Source organism: Cystobacter fuscus, from assembly GCF_044360685.1.
GTDB lineage: Bacteria > Myxococcota > Myxococcia > Myxococcales > Myxococcaceae > Cystobacter > Cystobacter fuscus_C.
Map to the genome: position 1 here is coordinate 5,918,392 of NZ_CP043491.1, position 26,840 is coordinate 5,945,231.

At 68.4% G+C, this 26,840-nt stretch carries 27 protein-coding genes; 1 reads left to right on the forward strand and 26 read right to left on the reverse strand.

The features are described from left to right. Positions 1-26: 26 nt before the first annotated feature. The 11 genes from F0U63_RS24300 to F0U63_RS24350 form a co-directional block, all read right to left on the reverse strand. Positions 27-539, reverse strand: coding sequence for a gamma carbonic anhydrase family protein (locus tag F0U63_RS24300; RefSeq protein WP_395848292.1), 513 nt, complete (start codon positions 537-539; stop codon positions 27-29). Between the two features lie 35 nt (positions 540-574). After that, the gene (miaB, locus tag F0U63_RS24305) at positions 575-1,957 is read right to left on the reverse strand and encodes a tRNA (N6-isopentenyl adenosine(37)-C2)-methylthiotransferase MiaB (RefSeq protein ID WP_395848293.1); all 1,383 of its coding nucleotides are present in this window, start codon (positions 1,955-1,957) and stop codon (positions 575-577) included. Between the two features lie 83 nt (positions 1,958-2,040). Continuing rightward, entirely contained in the window at positions 2,041-2,544 is a 504-nt protein-coding gene (locus F0U63_RS24310) for a hypothetical protein (protein ID WP_395848294.1), read from the reverse strand. Positions 2,545-2,563: 19 nt separating this feature from the next. Continuing rightward, complete coding sequence (locus F0U63_RS24315; RefSeq protein WP_395848295.1) at positions 2,564-3,961, reverse strand: VWA domain-containing protein; 1,398 nt, start codon at positions 3,959-3,961, stop codon at positions 2,564-2,566. Positions 3,962-4,017: 56 nt separating this feature from the next. Next, complete coding sequence (locus F0U63_RS24320; RefSeq protein WP_395848296.1) at positions 4,018-4,812, reverse strand: DUF3050 domain-containing protein; 795 nt, start codon at positions 4,810-4,812, stop codon at positions 4,018-4,020. Between the two features lie 105 nt (positions 4,813-4,917). Next, the gene (locus F0U63_RS24325; RefSeq protein WP_395848297.1) at positions 4,918-6,006 is read right to left on the reverse strand and encodes a DUF2855 family protein; all 1,089 of its coding nucleotides are present in this window, start codon (positions 6,004-6,006) and stop codon (positions 4,918-4,920) included. Positions 6,007-6,061: 55 nt separating this feature from the next. Then, a complete protein-coding gene (locus tag F0U63_RS24330) occupies positions 6,062-7,351 on the reverse strand; it encodes a class I SAM-dependent RNA methyltransferase (protein ID WP_395848298.1) in 1,290 nt (429 codons plus the stop codon). Positions 7,352-7,368: 17 nt separating this feature from the next. Then, positions 7,369-8,025 carry a CoA transferase subunit B gene (locus F0U63_RS24335; RefSeq protein ID WP_395848299.1) on the reverse strand — a complete coding sequence of 219 codons (657 nt, stop codon included), beginning with the start codon at positions 8,023-8,025 and terminating at the stop codon, positions 7,369-7,371. Positions 8,026-8,034: 9 nt separating this feature from the next. Further along, positions 8,035-8,733, reverse strand: a complete 699-nt coding sequence (locus tag F0U63_RS24340; RefSeq protein WP_395848300.1) for a CoA transferase subunit A — start codon at positions 8,731-8,733, stop codon at positions 8,035-8,037. Between the two features lie 94 nt (positions 8,734-8,827). Beyond that, positions 8,828-10,006, reverse strand: a complete 1,179-nt coding sequence (locus F0U63_RS24345; protein ID WP_395832853.1) for a thiolase family protein — start codon at positions 10,004-10,006, stop codon at positions 8,828-8,830. Positions 10,007-10,231: 225 nt separating this feature from the next. After that, complete coding sequence (locus tag F0U63_RS24350) at positions 10,232-11,941, reverse strand: 30S ribosomal protein S1 (protein ID WP_002621058.1); 1,710 nt, start codon at positions 11,939-11,941, stop codon at positions 10,232-10,234. 434 nt (positions 11,942-12,375) lie between these two features. On the opposite strand from F0U63_RS24350, the gene F0U63_RS24355 reads away from it, so the two are divergent. After that, positions 12,376-13,062: a TetR/AcrR family transcriptional regulator gene (locus F0U63_RS24355; RefSeq protein ID WP_395832856.1), complete on the forward strand. Its 687-nt coding sequence runs from the start codon at positions 12,376-12,378 to the stop codon at positions 13,060-13,062. 11 nt (positions 13,063-13,073) lie between these two features. On the opposite strand, the gene F0U63_RS24360 is transcribed toward F0U63_RS24355, so the two are convergent. From F0U63_RS24360 to F0U63_RS24430, 15 genes are all read right to left on the reverse strand, one after another. After that, entirely contained in the window at positions 13,074-13,640 is a 567-nt protein-coding gene (locus F0U63_RS24360; RefSeq protein ID WP_395832858.1) for a hypothetical protein, read from the reverse strand. Next, positions 13,637-14,899: an AAA family ATPase gene (locus F0U63_RS24365; RefSeq protein WP_395832861.1), complete on the reverse strand. Its 1,263-nt coding sequence runs from the start codon at positions 14,897-14,899 to the stop codon at positions 13,637-13,639. The genes F0U63_RS24360 and F0U63_RS24365 overlap by 4 nt, the downstream gene beginning before the upstream one ends. 37 nt (positions 14,900-14,936) lie before the next feature. After that, the gene (locus F0U63_RS24370; RefSeq protein ID WP_395832863.1) at positions 14,937-16,082 is read right to left on the reverse strand and encodes an acyl-CoA dehydrogenase family protein; all 1,146 of its coding nucleotides are present in this window, start codon (positions 16,080-16,082) and stop codon (positions 14,937-14,939) included. Positions 16,083-16,092: 10 nt separating this feature from the next. Continuing rightward, positions 16,093-16,584 (reverse strand): AgmX/PglI C-terminal domain-containing protein, encoded by a 492-nt coding sequence (locus F0U63_RS24375; protein ID WP_395832865.1) that lies wholly within the window; start codon positions 16,582-16,584, stop codon positions 16,093-16,095. Positions 16,585-16,598: 14 nt separating this feature from the next. Beyond that, entirely contained in the window at positions 16,599-17,741 is a 1,143-nt protein-coding gene (locus F0U63_RS24380) for an acyl-CoA dehydrogenase (RefSeq protein WP_395832867.1), read from the reverse strand. A 101-nt stretch (positions 17,742-17,842) separates the two neighbouring features. Beyond that, complete coding sequence (locus F0U63_RS24385) at positions 17,843-18,619, reverse strand: enoyl-CoA hydratase-related protein (protein WP_395832869.1); 777 nt, start codon at positions 18,617-18,619, stop codon at positions 17,843-17,845. Between the two features lie 15 nt (positions 18,620-18,634). Further along, positions 18,635-19,483, reverse strand: coding sequence for a 3-hydroxyacyl-CoA dehydrogenase family protein (locus F0U63_RS24390; RefSeq protein ID WP_395832871.1), 849 nt, complete (start codon positions 19,481-19,483; stop codon positions 18,635-18,637). Positions 19,484-19,548: 65 nt separating this feature from the next. Then, complete coding sequence (locus tag F0U63_RS24395) at positions 19,549-19,956, reverse strand: hypothetical protein (RefSeq protein WP_395832873.1); 408 nt, start codon at positions 19,954-19,956, stop codon at positions 19,549-19,551. Positions 19,957-19,961: 5 nt separating this feature from the next. Then, positions 19,962-20,429, reverse strand: coding sequence for a hypothetical protein (locus F0U63_RS24400; RefSeq protein ID WP_395832875.1), 468 nt, complete (start codon positions 20,427-20,429; stop codon positions 19,962-19,964). A 30-nt stretch (positions 20,430-20,459) separates the two neighbouring features. Further along, positions 20,460-21,548, reverse strand: a complete 1,089-nt coding sequence (locus F0U63_RS24405; RefSeq protein WP_095987607.1) for an Mrp/NBP35 family ATP-binding protein — start codon at positions 21,546-21,548, stop codon at positions 20,460-20,462. A gap of 127 nt (positions 21,549-21,675) precedes the next feature. Continuing rightward, positions 21,676-22,248 carry a hypothetical protein gene (locus tag F0U63_RS24410; protein ID WP_395832877.1) on the reverse strand — a complete coding sequence of 191 codons (573 nt, stop codon included), beginning with the start codon at positions 22,246-22,248 and terminating at the stop codon, positions 21,676-21,678. A 122-nt stretch (positions 22,249-22,370) separates the two neighbouring features. Continuing rightward, positions 22,371-23,744 carry a GH1 family beta-glucosidase gene (locus tag F0U63_RS24415; RefSeq protein WP_395832879.1) on the reverse strand — a complete coding sequence of 458 codons (1,374 nt, stop codon included), beginning with the start codon at positions 23,742-23,744 and terminating at the stop codon, positions 22,371-22,373. A gap of 103 nt (positions 23,745-23,847) precedes the next feature. Beyond that, a complete protein-coding gene (locus F0U63_RS24420) occupies positions 23,848-24,873 on the reverse strand; it encodes an ABC transporter ATP-binding protein (RefSeq protein ID WP_395832881.1) in 1,026 nt (341 codons plus the stop codon). Then, the gene (locus F0U63_RS24425) at positions 24,870-25,859 is read right to left on the reverse strand and encodes an ABC transporter ATP-binding protein (protein WP_395832882.1); all 990 of its coding nucleotides are present in this window, start codon (positions 25,857-25,859) and stop codon (positions 24,870-24,872) included. Before F0U63_RS24425 ends, F0U63_RS24420 begins: the two co-directional genes overlap by 4 nt. Beyond that, positions 25,849-26,838 (reverse strand): ABC transporter permease, encoded by a 990-nt coding sequence (locus F0U63_RS24430; protein WP_395832884.1) that lies wholly within the window; start codon positions 26,836-26,838, stop codon positions 25,849-25,851. The genes F0U63_RS24425 and F0U63_RS24430 overlap by 11 nt, the downstream gene beginning before the upstream one ends. Positions 26,839-26,840: the final 2 nt, after the last annotated feature.

Sequence of the window (26,840 nt, forward strand, 5' to 3'; positions counted from 1 at the left end):
CACGCGGGGGGGCGCACGTCACTTCGTTAACGGCTGGCGCGGTGCTCGCCGGCGGTCTCCACGTAGTGCCGGGCGGACTCGATGAGGAAGGTGCGCTCCTCGGGGGTGAGCGGCCGCTTGACCTTGCCGGGCGAGCCCACCACGAGCGAGCCCGGGGGAATCTTCGTCCCGGGCGTCAAGAGCGTCCCCGCGCCGATGATGCAGTCCTCGCCGATCTCCACGTCGTCCATGACGATGGCGCCCATGCCCACCAGCACGCGGTGGCCCACCCGGCAGCCATGCAGGATCACCCGGTGCCCCACCGTCACGTCGTCCCCGATGACCGTCTCGGTCTGGCCGGTGACGTGGATCATCGTGAGATCCTGGATGTTGGTGCGCTGGCCGATGCGGATGCCGTTCACGTCCCCGCGCAGCACCGAGTTGAACCACACCGAGCTGTCCTCCCCCAACTCCACGTCGCCGATGACCTGTGCCGACTCCTCGATGAAGCAGCTCGGGTGGATGCGCGGGGACTGATCTCGGAAGCGGCGCAGGGCCATGGCGGGATACCTCGGGGAGGGGAAACGGGGGCTGCTCAGGCGACGACGCAGGTCTCGGGGGGCTGGGGCAGCTCGGCGGGCGGCATCACCGTGGGCGGGCTGAGCACCTCGAGCTGCTTGCCGGAGAGCTGGTTGGGCGTGGCGCTCTCCACCTTCACCTTCACGAAGGCACCCGCCGGGGCGTCTCCGTCGAAGTTCACCGTGCGGTTCTCCGCCGTGCGGCCAAAGCGCTTGAGCGGGTTGTAGCGCGAGGGGCCCTCCACCAGCACCTCCACCTCCTGCCCCACCAGCGCCTGGGTGATCTCCCCGCTGATGCGCCGCTGGAGCTTCTGCAGCCGCTCCAGCCGCTCGATCTTCACCTCGTGGGGCACCGGGCCCCAGTCGTTCTCGCGCAGCGCCGCGCCCGTCTTCGGCCGGGGGCTGTAGATGAAGGAGAACTGGTTGTCGTAGCGCACCTGCTCGGTGAGCGCGATCGTGAGGGCGAAGTCCTCCTCCGTCTCCCCGGGGAAGCCCACGATGATGTCCGTGGTCATCGCGATGCCCGGACGCGCCGCGCGCAGCTTGCCCAGCCGCTCGAGGTACTCCGCCACCGTGTAGTCGCGCCGCATCCGCTTGAGCACCGGATTGGAGCCGCTCTGCACCGGCAGGTGGAAGTGCGGGCAGATCTTCGGCTGGACGCGGAACGCCTCGATGAGCTCGTCGGACAGGTCGTGCGGGTGGCTCGTGGTGAAGCGCACGCGCTCGATGCCCGGCACCTCCGCGCAGCGCAGGAGCAGTTGCGCGAAGCTCACCCCGCCCTGGTACGAGTTCACGTTCTGCCCGATGAGCGTCACCTCGCGCACGCCTACCTGGGCGAGGCTGGCCACCTCGGTGAGCACGTCCGGGAAGGGCCGGCTCACCTCGCGGCCGCGCGTGTGCGGCACCACGCAGAAGGAGCACACGTTGTCGCAGCCCTTCATCACCGTGACGAACTCCGTCACCTTGCCCCGGCTCGTCTCGGGGTCCGCGCGCGGGAAGACGTACTCCTCGGAGTCCACCCAGGCCGTCTCCACCACGCGCTCGCGCTCGCCCTTCACCCGGCCGATGATGTCCGGCAGCTTGGCGATGGAGTCCGGGCCGAAGACGAAGTCCAGGTAGGGCACCTTCTTGAGCAGCTTCTCCTTCTCCTGCTGCGCCACGCACCCGCCCACGCCCAGGAGCGTGCCGCGCGCGAGCTTCACCGTGCGGTAGCGGCCCAGCGCGGAGAGCATCTTGTCCTCGGCCTTCTCGCGGATGGAGCAGGTGTTGAGGATGATGAGGTCCGCCTCCTCCGCCACCGGCGTCGGGCGGTAGTCGAGCGAGCCCAGCACCTCGCCCATCCGCATCGAGTCGTTGACGTTCATCTGGCAGCCGAAGGTGTGGATGAAGTAGCGCTTCATGGGTCTTTCCGTATGAAGAACGGGCCCTTATCCGACGGGGCCCGGCGGATTGCAACACCCGGGCGGGCGGGCACGCGAGCGCCTCATGCCCGGGTCAGCGCCCGCTGCATCCGGGCATGCAGGGCGACGAGGTGCTCCTCGTGGGGGGCGAGCAGGTCCAACGACGCCTGGCCATGGCGCCGGGCCAGGGGCTCCAGGTCCTCGATCCGGCGCAGCTCGGTGCGCGCCTTGGCCACCTTCTCCGCGGACGCGGCGTCCGCTTGGGCCTCCAGCTCCACGAGCCGGGTGCGCAGCCGGCGCGCGGTCCAGCGCTGGCCACAGTAGGCGCGCAGCAGCACCGTGCCCAGCTCCACCCGCTTCACGTCCAGCCCGGAGGCCTCCAGGCCCGCCTGGTGGGCGTCGGCCACCGCTGCCGGCCCTCCCGAGGGGCCCTCGACGCGGGCGAGGAAGGCTTCCTGGTAGCGGATGAGCCCCTGGAGCTCCTCCTCGGTGAGGGGATGGGCGGACAGCCGCAGCGTGCGCGAATCGACCGCCTCCATGGCTCCGGAGGGGGTCGCGTCGAGGTCATCGAACATGGAACGGGACATGGGACTGGCCTCTTCTGGGTCAGACGGGGACGAGCTGCTCGGCGATGCGGGACAGCGCGGCCACAGAGTTGACCACCACGGCGTGGTGGCAGTGCTTCGAATAGGTGAGCATCTCGCTGTCGCCAAGCCCCCAGTTGTCGCGCCCCTCGGGGCACACCCAGAGCAGACGCTTGCACTTGCGCTTGAGCTCCTCGAGCGCCCAGGCATTGGCGGCGTTGTGGTTGTTGCGGCCGTCCCCGATGACCAGCACCGTGGTGCGGCGCGTGATGCTCCCGAGCTGGTGGCGCGTGAAGGTGGCCAGTGCCCGGCCATAGTCGGAGTTGGCGGTGAGTGAGACGGCTCCACCCAACGTGGCCAGATCGATCGCCCGGTCCACGTCCCGCTCCTTGAAGTGTTGCGTCACCTCGCCCACGTCCGCCACGAAGACGAACGAGCGCACGCGTGCGAAGAGCGACTGGAGCGTGTGGGTGAAGAGCAACATCATCCGAGAGGCGTTGCGCACCGAGTCTGAGACGTCACAGAGGACGACGAGCTCGGGGCGCTCGGGGCGGCGGGTGCGGAACCAGGGCACCATGGGCACTCCACCCCACGGCAGGTTGTGACGCAGGGTGCGGCTCACGTGGAGCGTGCCCTCGCGCCGCGAGCGCCGCTTGCGCACGAGCCGCGCCTTGAGCTTCTCCGCCAGGGCGCGCACCGCCGACTGCATCTGCTTCACCTCGGCCTGGCTGAGCCGGTGCAACGGCTTGTCCTCCACTCCGCCCGAGGGTTTGCCGATGCGCGCGTCCGCCTGGCGCTTCACCTCGCGCCGCGCCGCGTCCTCCACCTGGCGCAGGGCCCCGTCCATATGGCGCGAGACGATCTCCACTCCGTCCTGTCCCAGGCCCTGCTCGCGCAGCGCGTCCTCGAAGGCCTGAAGCTCCGCGCGGGTCCGCTCCAGCCCCGCCGCCACCATCAACCGCCGCGAGAAGAAGCCCATCTGCAGCGGGCCCCTCATCCGGGAGAAGTCCAACTGGAGCTGGGCCGTGCGGAACAGCCGCGCCACTGCCCCCTGATTCCCCTCGAGCGCCGCCTGGGCGAGCGGGGACATCCCGGGAAGGCGCCGGTGCAACTCGTCGAGCACCGTCCTCAACGACTCGCCCTCGAGCAGCCCCTGCTCCTGGAGCCGCCCGGCGAGCGACGGCTCGAGCGCCTCGAAGGGCCTGGAGATCCCCGAGAAGAAGAAGTCGAAGGCGCGCTGGAACACGTCCCCGTCCTGCTCCCGCTTGATCAACGTGGTGCGCAAGACGGCGCGGAAGACGGCCTTGTCCTGAAGCCCCACCTCCGCGGCGGCCCGGGTCGCATCCGCCACCTCGGACGTGCTCACCCGCACGCCGTTCTGGCGGAGGACCTCGGCGAACTCGACGATGCGGGCGTCCATCGAGGCTTTGTAACCTCCACCCCGCCCCACTTCCAGAGACCCGCGGGGCTCGGGGCTCACCCCACGTTCATCCGGCCTCGCCAGGGCGCCAGGGCGTCCAGGGACCCCAGCACGCCGTCCCACAGCGCCGCCCGGGCGCCCAGGGCGGACAGGGCCGCCTCCCGGGCTTCCCGCCACCGCTCGGGATCCTCTCCGCACAGCCGGCACAGGAGCTGTTCCGCCCGGATTCCGTGCTCCTCGCCATCGAGCTGGATGTGCCGCTCGAGATACAGCCGCAGCGCGGAGCACCCGGTGCCCAGCGGCTTCACGGCCGTGAGGATGCGCTCGAAGACCGCGGGGAGCAGGGACTCGCGGCCGAGGAGGAACGCCGCCGCCACCTGATGGGGGCGCAGCCGGGTCGTCGCCAGGGTGTGGCTCACGAAGGCCCGCGCCGCCACGGGCGCGTGCTCCAACGCCCGCTCCAGCGAGTGACCGGAACGCAGGGACTCGACGAAGCGCAGCACCGCGCCATCGTCCGCGCCCACCTCGCGCATGGCCTCCCGGTACAGGTCGAAGTGGCTCTGGTACACCCCGGGCCGCACTTCGTCCGTCTCCTCGCCCAGGACGATCTCGTTGATCATCCGCGCGCACTCGATGTCCGCCGGGGGGGCCCAGGGCACCTCCACACACGTGAGCTGCCGCTGGAGCGTCTTGAGCAGGCTCATGAAGTCCCACACGGCGAACACGTGGGCGCCCATGAAGGTGTGCAGGGCGTTCAAGTCCGAGAGCCGCTCGTACACGGGATGCCGCAGGAGCGCCTGGCGCGGCGCGTCCGTGGCGGACAGGAGCCTGGAGAGAGGAGCTGGGTTCATGCGTGGGGCGTGTAGACCCCCAGGCATGGGAGCGCTACCCACCCCGGGCCGGAGGTCTCCCCGGGTGTGCTGACGCGGAGAAGGTTTCCTTCTCGCGCGGGCGTTTCACCGGGAGGCGGGGTCGGGCCAGACGATGTGCCCGGCCTCGGGACGGGACTGGCCCAACACGACGTCGCGATAGACAGCCGTCAATGCCTCGGGGCCCCGATGGTGTTCCATCCGCAGCCAGGAGCTGGCGGCCACGAAGGCCTTCAGGGCCTCGCCCAGCCGGGACTCGAAAGCCTCCGGTCCCCAGTCCGTCACCCGCTTGCGCATCCGATCCGGTGCGAAGAAGAAGGTGGGCGTGGGCCCCGGCAGGGGCTCGCTCTTCGCTGGGGGCGGCGTCCGCTGGTGCGTGCCCCCCACGAGGGTGCTCTGGCGCAGTCCGTCCTTGAGCTGACGATGGATGCCCCGCACCACGGACGGCTCCCCGGCGAAGTCGACGAAGACCGCGGGCGTCTCGACCCACAGCCCCGCCATCGCGTCATAGGGCACGAGCTGCTGGTACAGGCCCAGGCCCCCGAGCAGCGCGAGGTTCTTGCGCGACGTGAGGCCCACCACCTTCATTCCGTGCCGCGACAGCAACCACGCCAGAGCCATGGCGGTCTTGCTCGAGGCGCTCGACAGGATGACGGTCCGCGTTCCGGCATGCTCCGCCTCGTACAGCATGTCATCCAGCAGGAACGCGGTCGCGAACAGCGGCCGCAGCAGCGCGCGATGATTGTCGAAGGACTCATCCACCTCGACGCGCGTGTAGCGATTGTAGAACGGTGACAAGCCCGCCCGGTGCGTCGCCGCATCCAGATAGCCACCGCCCGTGCGCTGAAGCCGGGCCACGAAGTGCGTCGACATGGGGACGAGGCCGAAGAACCTCAGTCCCACGGGGGCCTCCGGGGAGGCGGAGCGCGAGACCCGCGCATAGCCCCATGCGGGAATCCGGCCCCGCCAGTCGGGAGTGGCGGGAAAGCAGCGCCAGTAGCCCAGTGCCTCGCCCATCACCCCGTAGGTGATGTTGTTGGCCGTCAGTGCGAAGCGCTCGACCGTGAGCACGGCTTCCCCTGGCGCGAGGCGCAGTTCCGCCGGATCCGGCGTGGGCTCGAGGAAGACCCGCTCCAGATTGTCTCGCGCGACCAGGAAGTCCCAACCCATCGACATGAAGACACACCCTTCTCGGCTTGCGCGTGGGGCGCGCGAAGTCCGGAGGGGGACTCTACGCCGCCCGCTCGAAAGACATCACGGATTCCACGTGGTGCGTCTGGGGGAACATGTCCACGACCTGGAGCGCCCGGGGCGCATAGCCCGCCTGAGCCAGGGCCGCCGCGTCCCGCGCCAGCGCGCCGGGATCACACGCCACGTACACCACCCGCTTCACGCCCAGTGCCGTGAGCCACTTCGCGAGTCCCGGCGCACCGGTACGGGGAGGATCCACCAGGGCCAGGTCGAAGCGCTTGCCCTCGCGGATGAGCCCCTCGCACACCTTGCGGGAGTCGCCCTGGACGAAGCGCACGTTGGTCACCCTGCCCTCGCGCGCGCTGCGCTGGGCCAGGTCCACCGACACCGAGGACGACTCCACCCCGAGCACACTCGCCGCGCTCGCCGCGAGCGGGAAGGTGAAGTTGCCATTGCCCGAGTACAACTCCAGCACCGAGTCCGTCTCGCGCGGGGCCAGCTCGTGCACGGCCGCGGTCACCAGCCCCACGTTGGCCTCGCCATGCGCCTGGGAGAACGCGTCCGGACGCAGGAACAGCGGCACCTCGGGCACCAGCGGCGAGAGCGAGCGCAGCACGGGCTTGCCGATGAGCCGCGGCGAGCCCTCCTTCGGCACCAGCACCGCGCCCTCCAGCCGCAGCGCGCGCACCGCCGCCTCGCACGCCTCGACATACCGGGGCGCCACCTGCCCCTTGAGCATCACCGCGAAGGCCGCCTTCTTCCCCTCGGCCAGCAGGTGCACCTCCTCGGCCTCGCGGGACAGGGGCTTGAGCAGCGGCCCGAGCTTGCCGGGCAGCTCGGCGAGCGCCGGCATCAGCGCGGGACACACCTCCACCGGCACCCGGTCATGGCTGCGCCGCCCGAAATACGTCAGCTCGTCCTTGAGCGGGTGCAGCACCGCGCGCCGCCGGTAACCAAAGTCCCACGGCGCCACGAGCAGCGGCCGCACGGCGAAGGAGTCCCGCTTCAGGTGGCCCAGGTGCTCGAGCGCGGAGAGGACGATCTCCTGCTTCGCGGCGCGCTGGGCGGACTCGTTCAGCTCCAGCCAGTCACAGCCTCCGCACCGCGCGCTGATCGCGCAGGGCGAGGGCTTGCGGTCGGGGGATGGCGCCAGCACCTCGCCCACGAGGTGCCCGCGCATCACCTTCCCCTCCTGCTCCAGGCGCACGCGCACCCGGTCTCCCGGAAACGCCCCGGGCACGAAGACGGTGCGGCCCTCGTAGGAGGCCACACCCTCGCCCAGTTGCCCGAGGCGCTCGATCGTCAACTCGATGGGAGAGTCCGGCAGCACGGGAGCGGGGAGCGTTTTCAGACCTTCATCTCGCGAAGGTCCGGAGCGACCTTGAGCGTGGCCTCGGTGAGCGAGCGCACCTGATCCACCGTCACGCCGGGGGCCACCTCGCGCAGCACGAGCCCCTCGGAGGTGACGTCCAGGAAGGCGTACTCGGTGACGATGTGGTTCACGCACTTGAGGCCGGTGAGCGGCAGCGTGCACTGCTTGAGGATCTTCGACTTGCCCTCCTTGTTGGCGTGCTCCATGGCCACGAAGACGCGCTTGGCGCCCACCGCCAGATCCATGGCGCCGCCCGGGCCCTTCACCATCTTGCCGGGGATCATCCAGTTGGCCAGGTCACCCTGCTCGCTCACCTCCATGGCGCCGAGCACGGCCATGTCGATGTGGCCTCCGCGGATCATCCCGAAGGACAGCGCCGAGTCGAAGAAGGCGGCGCCCTTGACCACGGTCACCGTCTCCTTGCCGGCGTTGATGAGGTCCGGATCCTCCTCGCCCTCCAGGGGCCAGGGGCCCATGCCGAGAAGGCCGTTCTCCGAGTGGAGCATGATGTCCATGCCCTTCGGGACGTAGTTGGCCACCAGGGTCGGCATGCCGATTCCCAGGTTCACGTAATAGCCATCGCGCAGCTCCTGGGCGATGCGCTGGGCGATCTGCTCACGGGTCAGGGGCATGGCGTCCTCTCAAGCCTTCTTCTGCACGGTACGGCGCTCGATCCACTTCTGCAGGCCCTTGGCCTGGACGATGCGGTGCACGAAGATGCCGGGCACGTGCACCTCATCCGGGCCGATCTCTCCGGCCGGCACGATGTGCTCGGCCTCGACGATCGTCGTCCTTCCCGCCATGCACATCATCGGCGAGAAGTTGCGGGCGGTCTTGTTGAACACCAGGTTGCCCCAGGTGTCCGCCTTCCACGCGCGCACGATGGTGAAGTCCGCCTTGAGCGGCGTCTCCAGCACGTGCAGGCGCCCGTCGATCATCCGGGTCTCCTTGCCCTTGGACAGCTCGGTGCCCGCGCCCGACGGCGTGAAGAAGCCGCCGATGCCGCAGCCTCCGGCGCGGATGCGCTCGGCGAGCGTGCCCTGGGGATTGAGCTCCACCTCCAGCTCCTTGGAGATGAACTGCCGCTCGAACTCCTTGTTCTCCCCCACGTAGCTGGCGACGATCTTCTTCACCTGCTTGGCGTTGAGCAGAATGCCCAGGCCCAGCTCGGTGGTGCCGCAGTTGTTGGAGATGATGGTCAACCCCTTGGTGCCCTTGCGGTGGATGGCCGCGATCAGGTTCTCGGGATTGCCACACAGGCCGAAGCCGCCGCTCATCAGCGTGCAGCCATCCGGGATGTCGCGAACGGCCTCGTCCGCGCTCGGGATGATCTTGTTCATGAACCCCTCCTTCTCGAGAACGGGGCCGGGGCCTTGCTCACACAGGGCCCCCGCCCCGCCCTCCTCTCCCCGTGGGAGAGCGAGTCCGTATGGATTAGCGCTCCACCATCAGCGCGATGCCCTCGCCGCCGCCGATACACAGCGACGCCACGCCCCGCTTCTTGTCCAGGTCCTTCATCTCGTGCAGCAGCGTCACCAGCACGCGCGCGCCCGAGGCGCCAATCGGGTGGCCGAGCACCACCGCGCCGCCGCGGGGATTGACCTTGGAGGGATCCAGGCCGAGCAGCTTGTTGTTGGCGATGGCCACCACGGCGAAGGCCTCGTTGATCTCCCACAGGTCCACGTCGCTGGCCTTGAGCTGGGTGCGCTTGAGCAGGGAGTTGATGGCGTCCGCGGGGGCGATGGTGAACTCCACCGGCTTGCGCGCGGCCCCGGCATAGCCGGTGATGCGGCCGAGCACCGTGCGGCCCTCGGCCTTGGCGCGCTCGGCGCTCATGAGCACCAGCGCCGCGGCGCCGTCGTTGATGGACGAGGCGTTGGCGGCCGTCACCGTGCCGTCCTTCTTGAACACGGGCTTGAGCGTGGGGATCTTCTCCGGCCGGGCGCTCTTCGGGCCGTCGTCCTCGCTCACCACCACGTCGCCGCCCTTGCCGCCGGGCACGGTGACGGGGACGATCTCCCGGGTGAACAGGCCGGCCTTCTGGGCCTCGACGGCGCGCCGGGTGGACTCGAGCGCGTACTCGTCCTGGGCCGAGCGGGGAATGCCCTGGCTGAGCGAGCACTCCTCGGCGCAGTTGCCCATGTGCACGTTGCCGTACACGTCCCACAGGCCGTCATGGATGAGCGCGTCCTTGAACTCCACGTTCCCCATGCGGGCGCCGCCGCGCATGGTGTGGCTCAGGTAGGGCGCGTTGCTCATGGACTCCATGCCGCCAGCCACCACCACCTCGGCGTCGCCGAGGGCAATCGCCTGGGCGCCGGCGATCACCGCCTTGAGGCCCGAGCCGCACACCTTGTTGAGGGTGACCGCAGGGACGCTCTCCGGGATGCCCGCGAAGATGGCGGCCTGACGCGCGGGAGCCTGGCCCACGCCCGCCTGGAGCACGCAGCCCATGATGGTCTCGCTCACCTGGTCGGGCGACACGCCCGAGCGCTCCAGGGCGGCCTTGATCGCGATCGCGCCGAGCTGCGGCGCCGTCAACTTGGCGAGCGAGCCCTGAAACGTCCCGATGGGAGTCCGCGCCGCGCCCACGATGACCACTTCACGTGCCATGATCCGCCTCCGGGGAGAGTGCTGAGAAAAGCTGAAAAAGGACGAGGTTCAATAACCTCGGGCACGGCCCTTATCACCGTGCCTCCCGAGGGGGTCAAGCCCGCTTCCCCCCTGTCCGTCATGACGCACGAGGTCAGCCTCGTGTGAGTGCGTGAAAACAAACGGCCGGGCTCCCGTTGGGGAACCCGGCCGCGGTGCCACCCCTCGTGCGAGGGATGAGCCAGACTACTTCTTGAGCTTGCTCGCCATGACGTCGCCGAGGCGCGCCTTGGAGCCCTCGGCCTGGCGGCGGAGGTACTCGCGGTAGTCCTCACCCTCGCCGATGAGGGCCTTCATCGACAGGGCGACCTTCCGGTCCTGGGTGTTGATGTCGATGATCTTCACCTCGACATCCTGGGCCTCCTGCACCACGTCACGCGGGTTCTCGACACGCTCCTCCTTCAGCTCGGAGACGTGCACGAGGCCCTCGATGCCGGGCTCGATCTCCACGAAGGCGCCGAAGTCCGTCACCTTGGTGACCTTGCCCTTCACGCGGCTGCCCACCGGGGTGCGCTCGCTGAGCGTGTCCCAGGGGTCCGGCTGGAGCTGCTTGATGCCCAGGCTGAAGCGCTCGTTCTCGACGTCGATGTTGAGCACCACCGCCTCGACCTCGTCGCCCTTCTTGAACATCTCGCCCGGGTGCTTGATGCGCTGGGTCCAGGAGATGTCGGACACGTGCACCAGGCCGTCCACGCCCTCCTCGACGCCGACGAACACGCCGAAGTCGGTGACGTTGCGGATCTGACCCTTGATGACCGAGCCGATCGGGTACTTGTCCTCGAGCAGCGTCCAGGGGTTCTGCTCGATCTGCTTCATGCCCAGCGCGATGCGCTTGGCCTTGGGATCGATGTCGAGGACGACGGCCTCGACCTCCTGGCCGACCTCCAGCATCTTGCTGGGGTGCTTGAGGCGCTTGGTCCAGGACATCTCGGACACGTGCACCAGACCCTCGACGCCCTGCTCGATCTCGATGAACGCGCCGTAGTCGGTGATGGAGACGACCTTGCCCTTGACGCGCGTGCCGACCGGGTACTTCTCGTCGGCGCGGTGCCACGGATCCTCCTGGATCTGCTTGAGGCCCAGGCTGACGCGCTCCTGCGCGGGGTCGAACTTGAGGACGACGACGCGGACCTCGTCACCCACGTTGAACATCTCGGAGGGGTGACCGATGCGGCCCCACGACATGTCGGTGATGTGGAGCAGGCCGTCGATGCCGCCCAGGTCGATGAAGGCGCCGTAGTCGGTGAGGTTCTTGACCACGCCCTTGAGGACCGCACCCTCCTTGAGGTTCTTGAGGGTCTCCTTCTTCATCTCCTCGCGCTGCTTCTCGAGCAGCACGCGGCGGGAGAGCACGATGTTGCCGCGCTTCTTGTTGAACTTGATGACCTTGAACTCGAATTCCTTCGAGATGTACTGGTCGAGGTTGCGCACGGGGCGGATATCGACCTGGCTGCCGGGCAGGAACGCCTTGACGCCGATGTCGACCGAGAGGCCACCCTTGACGCGGCCCACGATGGTGCCCTTGACGATCTCATCGCGCTCGCACGCGGCGCTGATCTCGTCCCAGATACGCATCTTGTCGGCCTTCTCCTTGGAGAGGACGACCATGCCGGTGTCGTTCTCGCGGCTCTCCAGGAGGACCTCGACCGGGTCGCCCGCCTTGACGGAGACCTCGCCACGAGGGCTGGTGAACTCGGAGATCGGAACCTGGCCCTCGGACTTGTAGCCGATGTCGACGATGGCATAGTCCTTGGTCACCTGAACGACGGTGCCCTTGACGATCTCGCCTTCCTTGAGGATGCCTTCGCCCCCTCGCTCCTTGAGCGAGGCCTCGAACATCGCGGCAAAATCCTCGTCGCCGACCTCTCCGATCTGCTGGTTCACATTCTGCTGCATTTGGTAGGGAATCCTTGGGAAACGGTGCTACTGCCCCCGGTTGTTGGACGTCGGCCACTCGCGGGGAGCTACGAGTGGCCCGCGATCAGCACCACAGTGGAGCTGACTCGAAGCCGCGCACCCTAGACACCGGTTGGACCGGCAGTCAAGGGAGCACGCGGCCAGGCTTCTGGATCTGTCAATACCGTCGAGGCGCCAAGCATCCTTCGTGACCTCCAGGGAGGCTTCGCGTCGTTTGCGGGACTGTAGGTCCTGGTGGGTCCCGATGCATGAAGGCCATTGACTCCCGGTCCCAGGGCGATCAGCCGAGCGGCTCGGACCCCGGGTTTTCCGCGCTCATCCGCTGTCACCACTGCCAACAAGCGTCGTCTCGTTGTCATCCCCGCCAATGAGGGACACGTGGCGGGAGGGGGCGGAAGGTAGGTTGGCGCGCGATGGCCACCCGGCGCCCCGCCCGTCGTGAGAAGACCCCGCGCGCACCCCGCTCCCCTGCCCCTTCCCGGCGCCGCTCCCCTGAGGAGGCGCGAGAGGCCATCCTCAAGGCGGCCGAACCGTTGCTGATCGCCCGGGGCCCGGATGGGGTGGGATTGCAGGCGGTGGCGCGCGCCGCGGGAGTGAGCCATGGGCTCGTCACCCACTACTTCGGCACCTACGAGGCGTTGGTGCGCGAGGTGATCCAGCGCCGGGCCCAGCGCCTGGGGGACGGCTTCTGGCAACGGATGCTCCAGTCGCGGGAGCCCCCCGACACCGCCCAGTGGCTGGAACTCTTCTCACCCATACTCCAGGACGAGGGGAACGTCCGGCTGATGGCGTGGGCGCTGCTCACCGGGCGCGGTGAGCACCTGTCCCTGGGCCAGGGACTGCGCCGGGTGATGGATGTGCTGGAATCGCAGGTGGGCCGGGTCGCCACGGTGCAGGGGCTGCCGCCCCCGTCGCGCGAGGCCCTGGAGATGACGCTGCTCGTGGGACTGTGCGCCGCGCAGGGGTACACGCTCGCCCGGCACGTGCTGTTGCCCGGGCTTGGGCGAAGCGAGGACGCCCAGGCGGATGCGCGCTTTCGCGCCGTGCTCTCCGCGCTCCTCGACGCCGCCCTGGGATTGGAACCGCCCCGGGGGCGATGAGCGCCGCGAAGCTACGCGCGTCCCGCCCCTTGTTGCATCCACTCGTGGAGCCGGTGCCTTAGCCCCTCGAGTTCCGCACACGCGCTCAAGACGCCCTTCCACTTCCCCGGGAGTTCGCGCATGGCCCAGGAGCGACCTTGACCGGGGTCGAGTTTGGGCGCCCGCTCGGCGAGAAACGGATGGGCGTAGCGCTCCTTGGGGTGGTGTTCCCGGCGAATCTCGCTCCATGTCTCGGACAGGGTGTCCCGATGGGCCGCGAGCATCCAGACCTCGATCTCCTCGATGGCGAGGCAGACGAAGAGCCGCTGCTGGGTGCTCTCCAGCGCGGTGGCTCGTTCCGGTCTCTTGGGATCGCCGTCGCGGTCCACCATGATCAGGAACAGGTCGACCATTGGGTAGGTCTGGATGATGTCCGCGATGATGGTGGCGTCCAAGGCCTGGGCGATGCCACGCAGTCGAGGCTTGGAGAGAACCTGAACCCGCGCCTGCTTCCCGAGATCCGCCAGGAGCCGCTCGACAATGGGCTTGAGGATGTACTGATCGAGCGTCGGATCCTCTGGGATCACGAGCACCTTCACAGGGCCATCTCCATCCAGCCAGTGGTGAACAGCTCGTCAATCCCCTTGCGACGGACCACTTCGTCGAAGTGCGGCAGATCTCCCAGGCGACGCACGAGCGTGCCCTCGTGGTCGGGGACCCGACCGAAGACGAGGCTGTCGCGCAGGGTCTGCTGACTCAACCACTGGAGGATGACGGGAGAATGGGTGGTCGCGATGACCTGGATGCCGCGCTCGCGGGTCACCGTTTCCAGGTACTCCACCAGCAACTTGATGCGGGTCGGGTGCAAACCCGAATCGAGTTCCTCCAAGAGGATGACTGAGTTTCTGGGCGCGAGTCGGAGTGCGAGGAGGGTTCCGAGAAAACGAAGCGTTCCATCTGAAGCGCTCCTCACGGACACTCGTCGTCCGCTTTTCTCAACGAGCATGGCCATGACATCGCCCAGTTCCTTGACCTCCACGAAATCGATGTCGGCGATCTCAGGAGCACAAAACTCGGCCAGCCAGTCCGTGATCGCTCGCTTGGTCTCGGCTTCATCGCAGAGCCGAGCAAGAACACCGGAGATATTCCGCCCTTCTCCCCCAAGAGGTGCATTCCTGCGACCGTAGCCGCGCATCGCCGAGGGCTGGATGTTCAGGAACTCGATTTGAGAAAACGCTTCAGCGAGTGCAACCGAGGGGAGCATCATCCCGTCAGAACGTGGCACTTGTTGATGCAACAGAAACACGCTCCGGTGCGCACTGAAGAGCCTCGTCGCGGACTTCGCAGAATCTGATGTCTCCGGAGGGAGCACGATCATCTCAATGCGATCACCTCGAAGGGCTCCTGTCCTCGCCGTTCCTCCCCCTTCATGAATAAGGCTCTCCTCCTCTAATAGCGGCTGAGGAGTTGTCCGACAGGTCATTCGATGGGTGATGTCAAGGGCGAGCTCTCGTTGCGCCTTTTCGATGGGCAGTCGGCCAGAGGCGATGGCTTGGGCGTCGAGTTCCACAAGTAACGCAGACCAATCGCTCTCGATCGTGAACCGCGCAGTCCCCAACCGCGCGGCTTCGGAGGCACCTCCTCGCAATCCGCGCCACGCATCAGGAGAGACGCGCTGCTCTCCATTGAGGATCTGTTCGAGATCGAGGTCGAACGAGTTGGCGTGCAGGAACTGCAACGCGTCCAGGAAGTTGCTCTTGCCGGAGGCATTAGCCCCGAGGAGCAACGTCAACGGGGCGAGCGGGACGTCCTCATCGACGAAGCTCTTGAAGTCGTTGAGGCGCAGCCTCTTGAGCACGGTGCCACCCCATTGAACAACGAGTCCGCCTCTCCACTCAGCCGAGCAGCTTGAACGTCTCGCGGGCGATCACCAGGCGCTGCACCTCGCTGGTGCCCTCGTAGATGGTCTGCACGCGCGCGTCGCGGAAGTAGCGCTCCACGGGGAACTCGTCGATGTAGCCGTAGCCGCCGTGGATCTGCACCGCCTTGTCCACCACGCGGTTGGACATCTCGCTGGCGAACAGCTTCGCCATGGACGCCTCGCGGGTGAAGAGCTTGCCCTCCTCCTTGAGGGTCGCCGCGCGCAGCGTGAGCAGCTCCGCCGCCTCGAGCTCCGTGGCCATGTTCGCCATCATGAAGCGCACGCCCTGGAAATCACCAATGGCCTGGCCGAACGCCTTGCGGTCCTTCGCGTAGCGCACGCTCGCGTCCAGCGCCGCCCGGGCCACGCCACACGCCTGCGAGGCAATCCCGATGCGCCCACCGTCCAGGGCGATCATCGCCAGCTTGAAGCCGTCCCCCTCCTTGCCCAGGAGGTTGTCCGCGGGAATGGCGCAGTCCTCGAAGGTGAGGCTCACCGTGTTGGACGCGCGCAGGCCCATCTTGTCCTCGTGCTTGCCCACGTGCAGCCCCGGCGTGCCGCCCTCCACGATGAAGGCGGAGATGCCCTTGCCGCCCTGCCCTCCCGTCTGCGCCCACACCACCATCACCCCCGCGTACTCGCCCGAGGTGATCCACTGCTTGCTGCCGTTGAGCACCCACGTGTCCCCGCGCCGCACCGCCGTGGTGCGCATGGCGCGCGGATCCGAGCCCGCATGCGGCTCGGAGAGCGCGAACGAGCCCGCCACGGCCTCGCCCGACGTCAGCCGCGTCACGAACTTCTCGCGCTGCGCGTCGGTGCCGTACGTGTGGATGAGCTCGGCGCACATGTTGGTGACGGCCATCGTCACCGACGTCGACGCGCACGCCGCCGACATCTCCATCATCGCCAGCGAGTACGCCACGACACCCGCCTCGGCGCCGCCGTACTTCGCGGAGATGTTCACCCCCATGAGCCCGAGCGAGGCCAGCTCCCGGTACAGCTCCGTGGCGAAGGTCTCTTCCCGATCAAAGGTGCGCGCCTGGGGCGCCACCCGCTCGCGCGCGAACTTGCGCGCGGTGTCCCGGATGAGCGTCTGGGTCTCGGTGAGTTCGTGGTTCACGGGGGGCTTCCTACTTGATGGCCTTGAGGTTGAACGGGTACTCGATCGGGTGCTCTTTCTTGTCCGAGGGCTCGGGGAACGTGATGCTGGTGAGCACGTTCACCACGCACTCGTTGAGCCGCTGGTTCTTGATCGTCGTGCCCGCCTTGGCCACCTGGGCGTTACGCACGAAGCCGTCGGGCGAGATGGTGAAGGTCGTCAGGATGCGGCCCTCCTCCACATTGCTGCCCTTCCTCGCGAGGATCTCCTCGTAACAATCCTGGATGTCCCGCGAGTAGTAGTTCATCACCATGCGGATGGAGTCCGGGGTGAAGGGCAGCTTGGTGACGTCCGGCGGCTGCGGCCGGGCCGGCGGCGCGGTCTTCTTCCCCGAGCCACCCGGCTCGGCGGCCGGGGTGCCCGCGTCCGAGGCCGAGGCCGCGCCCTTCTTGCCCGCCGCGCCCTGCGCCAGCGCCAGGCCCGCCGACAACACCACCGCCATCGTGATCAACGGTCGCTTCATGAGCTGTCGACTCCCTAGTCCTTGAGCAGATTGGCCGAGATGACGATGCGCTGGATCTCGCTCGTCCCCTCGTAGATTTCGGTGATGCGCGCGTCACGCACGTGGCGCTCCACGTCCATCTCCTTCGAGTAGCCCATGCCGCCGTGCACCTGCAGGGCCTTGTTCGCCACGCGGCTGGCCATCTCGCTCGCGTAGAGCTTGGCCATGGCGCTCTCGGCGGAGTGGCGCACGCCCTGATCCTTCAGCAGCGCCGCGCGCAGCACCAGCAGCCGCGCCGCGTCGATCTCCGTGGCCATGTCGGCGATCATGAACTGGATGGCCTGGTGCTCGCGGATGGCCTTGCCGAAGCTCTTGCGCTCGCCCGAGTAGCGCACCGCCTCCTCGAAGGCCGCGCGCGCGATGCCCAGCGCCTGCGCCGCGATGCCGATGCGCCCGCCGTCCAGCGTGCTCATCGCCACCTTGAAGCCATCGCCCTCCTTGCCCAGCATGTTGCGCGCCGGCACGCGCATGTCCTCGAAGAACATGCTGCACGAGTGCGCCGCGCTGATGCCCATCTTCTTGTCGGGCTCGGCCCGGATGAAGCCCGGGGTGTTGGTGGGCACGAGGAAGGCGCTGATGCCCCGGTTGCCCGCTTCCTTGTTCGTCATCGTGAACAACACGATGGCGTCGGCCTTGGGACCGTTGGTGATCCAGTTCTTCGAGCCGTTGATGACGTACTCGTCGCCCTTGCGCACCGCCGTGGTCTTCTGGGCGGCCGCGTCACTGCCCGCCTCGGGCTCGGTGAGGCCGAAGCAGCCGAGCTTCTCGCCCCGGGCGAAGGGCGTGAGGAACTCCTTCTTCTGCTCCTCGGTGCCATAGCGCTTGACCGGATCGCAGTAGAGCGAGTTGTTCACGCTCATGATGACGCCCGTGGAGGCACAGCCGCGGCTGATCTCCTCCATGGCCATGGCGTAGCAGACGTTGTCCAGGCCCGCGCCGCCGTACTCCTCGGGCACCGCCACGCCCATCAGCGACAGCTCCGCGAGCTTCTTCACCGCCTCGGTGGGCCACTGGTGGTGCTCGTCCCACTTGCGGGCGTTGGGGGTCAGCTCGCGCGCGGCGAACTCGCGGCATACCCGCTGGATCTCACGCTGGATGTCGCTCGGCTCGAAGTTCATGACACTCCTGGGGGGAAAGACGCGGGGTACATAGTACGGGCCATGGGCCCCGGAAACAGGGTTGGCTGAAAGGCGGGGCACCCGAGCACCCGCCGGGCCGTCTACCGGCCGGAGAAGACCGCCGGGCGCTTCTCCAGGAAGGCCTTCATGCCTTCCTTCTGATCCTCGGAGCCGAACAGCACGCCAAACGCCTGGCTCTCCAGCTCGTTGGCCGTGCGGAGATCCTGATCGGCGCCCAGCTCGATGACGCGCTTGGCCTGGGACAGGGCCATCGGGCCGTTCTTGATGAGCTTGCCCGCCACCGCCTTGCAGTGCGCGAGGAGCTGGTCGGCCGGGAGCACCTCGAGCACGAGGCCGATCTCCTTGGCCTTGGCCGCGTCCAGCCGCTCGGCGGTGAAGATGAGCTCCTTCGCGCGCATCTTGCCCACCGCGCGCGCCAGGCGCTGGGTGCCGCCAAAGCCCGGGATGACGCCGAGGGTGGCCTCGGGCAGCCCGAGCTTCGCCTTGTCCGACGCGTAGATGAGGTCGCACGCGAGCGCGAGCTCACACCCGCCGCCGAGCGCGAAGCCGTTCACCGCGGCGATCGTCGGGATGGTGAGCCGCTCGAGCAGGTGCATGACGCGGTGGCCGAGCGCGGAGAACTCCCGCGCCTGCGCCGAGCCGATGGTGGCCATCTCCGCGATGTCCGCCCCCGCCACGAAGGCCTTGTCGCCCCCGCCGGTGACGATGAGCGCGCGCACCTGCGAGGGCAGCAGCAGCAGCGCCGACTCCATCTCGAGGAACGTCTGGGTGTTGAGGGCGTTGAGCGCCTTGGGGCGGTCGATGGTGAGGACGGCGACGGCGCCCTCGGTGTCCAGCCGGATGTTCTCGTAGGCCATGGGTGTGTCCTCGTCCTAGTACGTGTAGAAACCGCGGCCGCTCTTCTTGCCATACCAACCCGCGTCCACGTACTGGCGCAGCAGGGGGCTCGGGCGGTACTTGTCGTCGCCCAGGCCCTTGTGGAGCACCTCGGCGATGTAGAGCACGGTGTCCAGGCCGATGAAGTCCGCGAGCTGCAGCGGGCCCATGGGCTGGTTGGTGCCCAGCTTCATCGCCGTGTCGATGTCCTCCACCGAGCCCACCCCCTCCATCAGCGCGAAGCACGCCTCGTTGAGCATGGGGATGAGGATGCGGTTGACGATGAAGCCCGGGAAGTCCTTGGACACTACCGTCGTCTTGCCCATCTTCTCCGCGAGCGCCCGCGTCGTCTGGTACGTCGACTCGGAGGTAGCCGCGCCCCGGATGATCTCCACGAGCTGCATGATCGGCACCGGGTTCATGAAGTGCATGCCGATGACGTTTTCCGGACGCTTCGTCGCCGCGGCGATGCGGGTGATGGAGATGGACGAGGTGTTGGTGGCGATGATGCCCCCCGGCTTCACCACGCCGTCCAGCTCCACGAAGATGCGGCGCTTGAGCTCCTCGTTCTCCGTCACCGCCTCGACGGCGAAGTCCACGCCCTGCACCTCGGTGGCGCGCTCGGCGGTGGCCAGGTTCGCGTACGCCGCCTGGAGCCGGGCCTCGTCCAGCTTGCCCTTGTCCGCGAGCTTCTTGAGGCCCGCGCGGATGCGATCGGCCCCCTTGGCGAGCCCGTCCTTCGACACATCCACCAGCGTGACGCGCAGGCCCGCCTGCAACGCCACCTGGGCGATGCCCGACCCCATCTGTCCTGCCCCGACGACGACGACGTGCTCCGTTGCCATGGCGTTCGCGACCTCTTTCGAGCGGTTTGGAACCGGGCGGGCTATAGCCCCCGCCCCCCCACCGGTCAACGACTCCCGGCCATCCTCAGGTTCCGCTCCACCCGGAGATCCTCCGGTCCAAGTGTCAGATGCTCCACTCGGGGTGGCAGGGACGGTCCGTGCTGTCCCCGGGGGAACACCCAGATCTCGTACGTCCCGGCGGCCAGTTCCGCTTTCACGGTGAGTGACGCCGGGGGGCCGCTCGGGAAGGTGAGAGACACGCGCTTGAGCAGCTCGCCCTCCGCGTCCTTCACCTGCACGTCGAGCGAGCGGATGTCGCTCCAGCCCGGGCCCTCCAGCCGCCACACCAGCTCGCGCTCGGGCACGTCCGAGCCCTTCCACCACCACAGGCCCAGCGCCAGGAGCACCAGCAACGGCAGCCGCCGCACCAGCGGATGGCGGCGCCAGTCCCGCTTTCCCGCCTCGTCCTCCACCCGCCCTACTCCTTCTTCGCGGCGGCCTTCTTGCCGCCCCGGCGCGTGCCCAGCTCGGAGATGGCGATCTTGGTGCGCAGGGGCTCGGCCTGCTCCTTGTCGTCCTTGTCCGCGGGCACCAGGCGGATCTGCGCCTTCACCTCGATGGTCATCCCCGACAGGAGCTTGAGCACCTCGTCGCGCAGCTTCTCCGACTGGAGGAAGCGCCGCAGCTCCTCGGAGACGACCCGGCCCACCTCGTCCTTCGTCTTCTCCGCCTGCCCGAGCACGTAGCCGAGCACCTCCTTGGGCAGCTTGAGCTGGCCGGCCATCGCGCGCAGGCCCTCTTCCGTCATGAAGAGGGCGCCCAGTCCCGCCACGGCCACCTTGCGCATGAACTCGGGCACGAAACCCGCGCGAGACCCCTCGCCCCGCTCCTGCCCTTCATCGAGCAGCGGATCGAAGTCCTTGTCGGGTTCCTTGCCGGTCGTCATCGGGGGCCTCGTGGGGGGACGGGGATGCGGCTAGCGTACCACCGGCAGCTTCACCGCCACGCGCATGTTCTCGGTGGAGACGCGGCCGGCGATGTTGCGCGCCATCGTCCGGAAGGCCAGGGCCTCGGGGCTGTCCGGCGCGCTGAGCACCACGGGCACGCCCGCGTCGCCCGACTCGCGGATCTTCAAGTCGAGCGGGATCTCCCCCAGGAAGGGGATGCTGAACATCTGCGCCGCCTTCTGGCCGCCCCCCCGGTTGAAGATGTGCGTGGCGTGCGAGCAGTTCGGGCAGATGAACTGGCTCATGTTCTCCACGATGCCCAGCACGGGAATGTGAACCTTGTCGAACATCTGCTTGGCGCGCACCACGTCCGCGAGCGCCACGTCCTGCGGCGTGGTCACCAGCACCGCGCCCGCGGCCCGCACCGACTGGGACAGCGTCAGCGCCACGTCGCCCGTGCCCGGGGGCAGGTCCAGGATGAGGTAGTCCAGCTCGCCCCAGCGCACGTCGCGGATGAGCTGCATCAGCGCCCCGTGCAGCATGGGCCCGCGCCAGATGAGCGCCTGCTCCGCTTCCACGAGGAAGCCGATGGACATCACCTTGAGGCCGTGCTTCTCCATGGGCAGCAGCGTCTTGCCGTCCGGGCTCGTGGGCTTCTCGGTGATGCCCGTCATCAGGGGCACCGACGGGCCGTAGAAGTCCGCGTCGAGCAGGCCCACCGTGGCGCCATCTCGCGCCAGGGCCGTGGCCAGGTTCACCGACACGGTGCTCTTGCCCACCCCGCCCTTGCCCGCGCCCACCAGAATCACGTTCTTCACCTGGGGCAGCAGCGCCTGGCCCTGGGGGCCTCCCATGCCCGCGGGCGCCGAGCGCACCTGCGCGCCCCACTCGATGTCGAACGTCTTGAGGCCCGGCACCTGCTTGAGCGCCGCTTCCGCGTCCGCCTGGATCTTCCCCTTCATCGGGCAGGCGGGCGTGGTCAGCTCGATCTTCAGCTTCGCCTTGTCGCCCTCCACGCGGACGTCCTTCACCATCCCGGCCTTCACGAGGTCGATGTGCAGCTCGGGATCCATCACCTTCGACATCGCCGCGAGGATGTCGCGCTCGGAAACGCTCATCTGGAGTACCTGAATCCTTGTGGAACCCCGAGGGCGGGGGACGGCCCTCGGATGGGGCGCGCAATAGCCAGCGGCCCCGGTGGTGTCAACCTCCTCTAATCTCCCACCCGCCCGGATGCACGCCGCCTCATTCGAGCGCCTCCACCCGGTACTCGCCCGCTTCCCGCGTGAGCCGCACCGCCCGTTGTTCCCCCAGGGGGAACGCCGCCCCCCCCTCCGTCACCTCCACCGGGCCCTTCACCGCGAGTCGCGCCCGGCGCACCCGCTCGGCCGCCAGGGGCTCGCGCTGGAAGTCCTCGCGCAGTCTTTCCGGGGTGTACCGGGCCCGCAAGGAAGAGGACAGGAGCGACCAGGCGGTCTCCCAGTCAGCGGCCTCCGTGGCGTCGAGGAACCGCGTCAGGAGGGCCCGGGGCGCGTCCTGGGGGGATTCCTCGACGACCCGCCAGCCCTCCTTCGACTCGATCAGGCTCAACGAGGGGCCCTGGGCCCAGAGCTCGGGAAGGGCCGCGCGCACCTGGGCGATCCGGGCACGCCGCGCCTCCGCGTCCGCGTAGTGCGTGAGGAACGGGGCGCGCGCCTCGGGGGGCAGGCTCGTCAGGGCGGAGGCCGCCTCCAGCCGGTTCTCCTCCAGGGCCCGGACATAGGCCGTGGCCACCTCGCGGGGGCCCGGAGCGTGGGCACAACCCACGAGGGACGACACCAGCGCGAGGCCAACGGTGAACGGTGAAGAACGGGGAGGCAGCAAGCAGGGCATGGGCACGAGGGGCCCGCGAGATTAGCGGAAACCCCCGTGCCGCGCCGCTGGAGAGACGACGCGGGGACTCAGGGCACCTGCACGCCGTTGGCCTTGATGACGTCCCGGTACCAGAGCGCGCTGTCCTTGGGGATGCGCTGCTGGGTCTTGTAGTCCACCCAGACGATGCCGAAGCGCTGCAAATAGCCGCGATCCCACTCGAAGTTGTCCATGAAGGACCAGACGAAGTAGCCGGCCAGCGGCGCGCCCGCGTCCATGGCCTTGCGGGCCGCGAGGAAGTGGTCGCGCAGGAAGTTGGTCCGCTTCTCGTCGGGCACCCGGCCCTGGGCATCCGGCGGAGTCGAGAAGCTCGCCCCGTTCTCCGTCACGTACAGCTTGCGCGGCCCGTAGTCGACGTGCAGCCGCGTGAGCAGCTTGCGCAGGCTGTCCGGGTGGACCTCCCAGCCCATCTCGGTCCACTCCGACTGGGGCGCGAGGTGCACCGTGCGCGGGTGGTTCTTCTCCTCGGGCACCTTGTCGCTGCGCAGCACCGCGCGGTTGTAGTAGTTGACGCCCAGGAAGTCGGTGTCGACCGCGATTGCCTCGAGGTCCCCCGGCTGCACCACCGTGAAGCCCTCGGACGGCAGGTGCCCGGCCTTGATGTAGTCCGCGATCATGTCCGCCGGGTAGTGGCGCCCGTACAGCGGATCCAGGAACCAGCGGTTGAAGTAGCCGTCATGGTGGCGGAACGCGTCGTAGTCCGCGGCGCTCGGCGAGGCGGGCTCCGCGGGCGACAGGTTCAGCGTGATGCCCACCTGGGCGCCCGGGCTCGCGGCGCGGATGACGGGCACCGCCCAGCCGTGCGACAGCAGCACGTGGTGGCTCGCCGCGAGCGCCTGCCGGAAGTCCTTGAGGCCCGGCGCGTGCAGGCCCTTCTCGTGGCTGAGCAGGCTGATGCACCAGGGCTCGTTGTGGGTGATCCAGTTCTTCACCCGATCCCCGAGCGCGCGCGCGACGACTTCCGTGTACTCGACGAACGCCTCGGCGGTGGAGCGCCGGGGCCAGCCGCCCTGATCCTGCAGCGTCTGGGGGAGATCCCAGTGGTAGAGCGTCACGAACGGGGTGATGCCCGCCTCGAGCAGCCCGTCCACCAGGCGGTTGTAGAAGTCGAGCCCCTTCGGGTTCACCTTGCCCCGGCCCGTGGGCAGGATGCGGGGCCACGCCACCGAGAAGCGGTAGGCCTGCATCCCCAGGCTCTTCATCAGGGCGATGTCCTCGCGGTAGCGGTGATAGTGATCACACGCCACGTCGCCGTTCGTCCCGTCGCCCACCTTGCCGGGCGTCTTGGAGAAGCGATCCCAGATCGACTCGCCCCGCCCGTCCTCCATCGCGGCGCCTTCGATCTGGTACGACGAGGTGGCGGTACCCCAGAGGAAATCCTTCGGGAAGCTGATGAGTGCCATGCGTGTGCTGAAGCCTCTTGAACGAGGGAAGAAACAAGGGCGCCAGGCCTCGGCGGACTTCTCCGGAGCGGCGCCCTGATGATGGAGGGAAGAAGGAAGGACGCTAGGCTTCAGCGGCCTTCTGCGGCGCGGCCGCGGTGCCCTGCCCGTGCAGGTGGCAGCTCACCCAACGGTTCGCATCGAGTTGCGTCCTGCCCGGCATCTGCTCGCGGCAGACGGGCATGACGTGGGGGCAGCGCGCGGCGAACGGGCAGCCCGGAGGCGGATCGATGAGCACGGGCGCGCCCGGCCTGGCCTTGATCTCACCCGTCATGGGGCTGGTCGGATCCGGCACCGCCGACAGCAGCAGCTGGGTGTAGGGGTGCGCCGGGCGCTGCATCAGCTCCTCGCTCGGCGCGCTCTCCACCAGGTTGCCCGCGTACAGCACCATGGTGCGGTCCGCGAAGTAGCGCGCGCTCGCCAGGTCGTGCGTGATGTACAGGTAGGAGATGCCCCGCTCCTCCTTGAGGCGCTCCATCAGGTTGAGCACGCCCACCCGGATGGAGACGTCCAGCATGGAGATGGGCTCGTCGGCCAGGATGACGGAGGGCTCGGGCGCCAGGGCACGCGCGATCGCCACGCGCTGGCGCTGTCCACCCGAGAGCTGGTGCGGGTGCTTCTCCGCGACCTCCGCGGCCGGGTTGAGATCGACCGTGGTGAGCAGCTCGTGCACGCGCGCCCGCAGCTCCTCGTCGCTCCGGGCCTTGTTGTGCAGAAGCAACGGCCGCTCGAGGTGGTAGCCGAGCGTGTGCACCGGGTTCAGCGAGCCGAACGGATCCTGGAAGATCATCTGCACGAGCGAGCGGTAGTCACGCGACGCGTGCTTCGGCTCGTCGGCGAGGACGTTGCGGCCCTTGAAGCGGATCTCCCCCCCGGACACGGGCATGAGCCGCGCGATCAGCCGCGCGATGGTGCTCTTGCCACTGCCCGACTCCCCCACCAGCGCGATGACCTCGCGCTCGTGGAGCGAGAAGGAGATGTCGTTGAGGGCGCGCAGGCGCTTCGGTTTGAAGCCACCGCCCACGTTGAAGTACTTGGTGAGGTTCTTGACCTCGAGGAGCGGCTGACGCTCGGGAGCGGGGGTCGTCATGGGGCGTGGAGGTGGCAGACGCTGAGGTGGTGGGATCCGAACGTGCTCACCTTGGGCTCTTCGGTCCGGCAGTGAGCCATCACCTGCGGGCAGCGGGGGTTGAAGCGGCAGCCCGGAGGCGGAACGCGCATGTCCGGCGGCGAGCCCGGAATGCCCATGAGCTTGCCCCGCGGCCCGCGCAGCGAGGGCGCCGAGTTCAACAGCCCCTTGGTGTACGGGTGCTTGGGCGTGTGGAACAGCTCGCTCGCGGTGGCCGTCTCCACCACCCGCCCCGCGTAGAGGATGGCGATGCGCGTGGAGAACTCGAGCAGCAGCGACAGGTCGTGCGTGATGAACAGGATGGAGAAGCCCAGCTTGTTCTTCAGCTCGGTGATCTGCTGGAGGATCTCCTTCTGCACCACCACGTCGAGCGCCGTCGTGGGCTCGTCCATGATCATCAGCGGCGGATCCAACGCGAGCGCGATGGCGATCACCACGCGCTGGCGCATGCCGCCCGACAGCTGGTGTGGGTAGCTCGACAGGCGCGAGCTGTCGATGCCCACGAGCTTGAGCAGCGAGGCGGCCTTCTCCATCGCCTGGGCCTGCTTCATCGGCACGTGCGCCTGGATGGCGTCCGCGATCTGCTCGCCGATCGAGAGGATCGGGTTGAGGGCGTTCATCGCGCTCTGGAACACGAACGACATCTTGCTCCAGCGGAACTGGCGCAGCTGCTCGTTGTTCATCGCGAGCACGTCCTGGCCGTCGAAGAGCACCTCGCCGCCGGTGATCATCGCGGGCGGGCGCAACAGCCGCAGCAGCGCCTGGGCCGCGGTGGACTTGCCACTGCCCGACTCGCCCGCGAGCCCGAGCACCTCGCCGCGGCCGATCTCGAAGGACACCCCATCCACGGCGCACACGGGCCCGGAGGGCGTCATGTACTCCACCCGCAAGTCCCTCACCGAGAGCAGCGGCTGCGCGGGGGCGGTCGCGATTGCGTTAGCGGACATGGCGCTTCACCACCGGGGTCGACAGACCCTCTTCCAGTTTGTTGAGCTTGAGCATGCGCGTCCAGCCGCGATCTGTGCGCAGCCGGGGGTTGGTCATCTCGTCGATCGCGAAGTTGATGAGCACGAGCGCGAACGCGATGAGCGCGACACACAGACCCGTGGGAACCACCGTCCACCACGCGCCCGTCAGCATCGCCGCGTTGTTGCTCGCCCAGTACAGGTTGGTGCCCCAGGTGACCACGCCCACGTCGCCGATGCCCAGGAACTCCAGGCCCACCTGGGCGCCAATGGCGTAGACGGTCGCGGAGATGAAGCCGCTCATCAAGAGCGACGTCATGTTGGGGAGGATCTCCCGGAAGATGATGCGCAGGTGGCCTTCGCCGCTCACGAGCGCGGCGGACACGAAGTCCTTCTCGCGCAGCGCGAGCATCTGCGAGCGCAGCACGCGCGCGTTCCAGGCCCAACCGGTGACCACCAGCACCACGCCGATGGTGACGGGCCCGGGCCGCAGGTAGGCCGCGATGACCACCGTCATGGGCAGACCGGGGATGATGAGGAACACGTTGGTGAGCAGCGACAGGACGCTGTCCACCCAGCCCCCGAAGTAGCCCGCCGTCATGCCGATGATGGCGCCAATCACCATGACGGCCAAGCCCACGATGAAGCCCACCGCGAGCGACGTGCGCGCGCCCGCCACCGTCTGCGCGAGCACGTCCTGGCCCTGCCCCGTCGTGCCGAAGGGGAACTCGGCCGAGGGCGCCTCGTTCGGGGCTCCCACGAACGCCCCTGGATCATTCGACACGAGCAGCGGACCGACGAGCGCCATCGCGATGAAGAAGAGCACCAGGCCCACCCCCACCGACGCCTTGCGATTGCTCAGCAACTGCCAGAACAGTCCCGTGCGCGGACTCCTCCGGGCAGCCGGCTTCACGCCCGCCTCGCCAATCTGCGCACTCACACTTTGATTCGCGACTTGCATTG

What these genes read in the sequence shown, in the direction of transcription:
- F0U63_RS24300 (WP_395848292.1), bottom strand. Translation starts at nt 539, where the DNA reads ATGGCCCTGCGCCGCTTCCGAGATCAGTCCCCGCGCATCCACCCGAGC.
- miaB (WP_395848293.1), bottom strand. Translation starts at nt 1,957, where the DNA reads ATGAAGCGCTACTTCATCCACACCTTCGGCTGCCAGATGAACGTCAAC.
- F0U63_RS24310 (WP_395848294.1), bottom strand. Translation starts at nt 2,544, where the DNA reads ATGTCCCGTTCCATGTTCGATGACCTCGACGCGACCCCCTCCGGAGCC.
- F0U63_RS24315 (WP_395848295.1), bottom strand. Translation starts at nt 3,961, where the DNA reads ATGGACGCCCGCATCGTCGAGTTCGCCGAGGTCCTCCGCCAGAACGGC.
- F0U63_RS24320 (WP_395848296.1), bottom strand. Translation starts at nt 4,812, where the DNA reads ATGAACCCAGCTCCTCTCTCCAGGCTCCTGTCCGCCACGGACGCGCCG.
- F0U63_RS24325 (WP_395848297.1), bottom strand. Translation starts at nt 6,006, where the DNA reads ATGTCGATGGGTTGGGACTTCCTGGTCGCGCGAGACAATCTGGAGCGG.
- F0U63_RS24335 (WP_395848299.1), bottom strand. Translation starts at nt 8,025, where the DNA reads ATGCCCCTGACCCGTGAGCAGATCGCCCAGCGCATCGCCCAGGAGCTG.
- F0U63_RS24340 (WP_395848300.1), bottom strand. Translation starts at nt 8,733, where the DNA reads ATGAACAAGATCATCCCGAGCGCGGACGAGGCCGTTCGCGACATCCCG.
- F0U63_RS24345 (WP_395832853.1), bottom strand. Translation starts at nt 10,006, where the DNA reads ATGGCACGTGAAGTGGTCATCGTGGGCGCGGCGCGGACTCCCATCGGG.
- F0U63_RS24350 (WP_002621058.1), bottom strand. Translation starts at nt 11,941, where the DNA reads ATGCAGCAGAATGTGAACCAGCAGATCGGAGAGGTCGGCGACGAGGAT.
- F0U63_RS24355 (WP_395832856.1), top strand. Translation starts at nt 12,376, where the DNA reads ATGGCCACCCGGCGCCCCGCCCGTCGTGAGAAGACCCCGCGCGCACCC.
- F0U63_RS24375 (WP_395832865.1), bottom strand. Translation starts at nt 16,584, where the DNA reads ATGAAGCGACCGTTGATCACGATGGCGGTGGTGTTGTCGGCGGGCCTG.
- F0U63_RS24380 (WP_395832867.1), bottom strand. Translation starts at nt 17,741, where the DNA reads ATGAACTTCGAGCCGAGCGACATCCAGCGTGAGATCCAGCGGGTATGC.
- F0U63_RS24385 (WP_395832869.1), bottom strand. Translation starts at nt 18,619, where the DNA reads ATGGCCTACGAGAACATCCGGCTGGACACCGAGGGCGCCGTCGCCGTC.
- F0U63_RS24390 (WP_395832871.1), bottom strand. Translation starts at nt 19,483, where the DNA reads ATGGCAACGGAGCACGTCGTCGTCGTCGGGGCAGGACAGATGGGGTCG.
- F0U63_RS24400 (WP_395832875.1), bottom strand. Translation starts at nt 20,429, where the DNA reads ATGACGACCGGCAAGGAACCCGACAAGGACTTCGATCCGCTGCTCGAT.
- F0U63_RS24405 (WP_095987607.1), bottom strand. Translation starts at nt 21,548, where the DNA reads ATGAGCGTTTCCGAGCGCGACATCCTCGCGGCGATGTCGAAGGTGATG.
- F0U63_RS24415 (WP_395832879.1), bottom strand. Translation starts at nt 23,744, where the DNA reads ATGGCACTCATCAGCTTCCCGAAGGATTTCCTCTGGGGTACCGCCACC.
- F0U63_RS24420 (WP_395832881.1), bottom strand. Translation starts at nt 24,873, where the DNA reads ATGACGACCCCCGCTCCCGAGCGTCAGCCGCTCCTCGAGGTCAAGAAC.
- F0U63_RS24425 (WP_395832882.1), bottom strand. Translation starts at nt 25,859, where the DNA reads ATGTCCGCTAACGCAATCGCGACCGCCCCCGCGCAGCCGCTGCTCTCG.
- F0U63_RS24430 (WP_395832884.1), bottom strand. Translation starts at nt 26,838, where the DNA reads ATGCAAGTCGCGAATCAAAGTGTGAGTGCGCAGATTGGCGAGGCGGGC.